Origin of the sequence: Kocuria sp. ZOR0020 (assembly GCF_000800955.1) — a bacterium.
Classification (GTDB): Bacteria; Actinomycetota; Actinomycetes; order Actinomycetales; family Micrococcaceae; genus Kocuria; species Kocuria subflava.
The window spans coordinates 1-1553 of sequence record NZ_JROX01000260.1; the positions used below are offsets into that span (position 1 = coordinate 1).

The 1553-nt window shown below is 66.6% G+C and carries 3 protein-coding genes; all 3 read right to left on the reverse strand.

All coding sequences use genetic code 11. The annotated features are described in order from the left end of the window. Positions 1-38: 38 nt before the first annotated feature. Positions 39-590, reverse strand: coding sequence for a hypothetical protein (locus tag L979_RS12750; protein ID WP_012397802.1), 552 nt, complete (start codon positions 588-590; stop codon positions 39-41). 224 nt (positions 591-814) lie between these two features. Continuing rightward, entirely contained in the window at positions 815-1123 is a 309-nt protein-coding gene (locus tag L979_RS12755) for a hypothetical protein (protein WP_012397801.1), read from the reverse strand. Continuing rightward, the coding region (locus L979_RS12760; RefSeq protein WP_047692588.1) for an HAD-IC family P-type ATPase at positions 1120-1553 on the reverse strand (434 nt) is incomplete at its 5' end. The genes L979_RS12760 and L979_RS12755, both read right to left, overlap by 4 nt.

A 1553-nucleotide genomic window follows, 5' to 3' on the forward strand; every position in this document is an offset into this window, starting at 1 on the left:
TGCTGAGCAACCCGTAAGGCCGAGTCGTTACACCACATCTAGTCCAACGGCTGGATCCGGAGGTTGGTCCGCGGCGGCAAATCCCAGCCGTGACGCGCATGAATTTCCCTAACCAACTCTTCCGCGTTGACCTGGAGCTTGGCAAGTGCAGCCGCGTCGTGGCCGACTGATCGTAAATGGCGCAGGTTGCTGCTCAGCGCGTGCGCCCAACTCATCAGCGGGTCGAGGTTCGCCACCCGCCGCTCAACGGTGTCGCCGGGCTTGGCGGCCTCCATCACCTGGCGGCCGATGGTCGCGCCCAGCGTGCGCTCGGCCTCCAGCCACGAGTCGATACCATCCCAGCCGTCGAGCTGGTCGACGAGCGCGATCGACGTGATGCGCAGGTTGGCGAGCCGCTCCCCCACCGGCTCGGCCGTCGGATCGAACCCGATTAGGCGCTGCACGGCTTCCTGCACCGCGAACCAGCGTGCGTCCTCGGCCGCCTTGCGCGACTCGGCGAGTGCCTCGTTCGCGCGCTTGTTCGCTTGGTAAGTGCCGACGCCGGCGATCAGCAGCGACAGGGCCGAGATCACCAGCGCGAGGACATCCATGGCTCGATCCTGCCACTACAAGAAGCAGTTCCTGAAGCACTTCCGGCTATTGCTTGCCCGAGGCGCGTCAGCCGACTAACCCGCGCTCACTACGATGCTCCGCGCGGCGACCAATCCCTACAGCGCGAATCTCCACTCCACCGATTTCCGGTACATACCACCCTCTTGAGGTGTGCAGTGAAGCGCTCGGCCCCGCGTCCGGGACCGACAGCTTGCGTTCGACGTCAACGATAGGTCTCGTGCAACGCCTCCTCGATCTGAGACGGAGTCGGTGCACCGGCGTACCCGCGCTCAGTCGCGTAGACCCGGCACGCGAGCGAGCGAACCGGTTGCGTCGGAAACAGGTCGACGCCGTCGACGAGGATCGTGGGCGAGCCTCCGAATCGGGTGTTCGCCGCTTCGGTCTCGGTGTGGATCGTTACCAGCTCGATGGGCACTTCCGCGAGCTCGGCGGCATCCAGCGCGGCGCGCGCGTTTGCTTCGGCGATGGCCGTGTTCGGGCAGTCGACGATGTGCAGCAGTTCGACCTTCATACGATCTGCTCCTTCCGGGTCCGGGCCGCGCGCAAGCCATTGAGGATCACGATGACCTCCGCGATCTCGTGCACGAGCACCACGGCAGCGAGTCCCAGGACGCCGAAGAGGGCGAGCGGGAGCAGGGCGATGATGATCAGCAGCGACAGGATGATGTTCTGGTTGATGATGTGCCGTCCGCGCCGGGCATGGTCGAACGCGCGCGGCAGAGGCCGCAGGTCGTGCCCGGTGAACGCGACATCGGCCGACTCGATCGCGGCATCCGACCCGGTCGCGCCCTTCGCGATCCCGATGTCCGCGGCGGCGAGGGCGGGGGCGTCGTTGATGCCGTCGCCGATCATCGCCACCGAACCATGCTGGCCGAGCTCAGCGATCGCAGCGGCCTTGTCCTCGGGGCGCAGCTCGGCGCGCACGTCCTCGATCCCGGCCT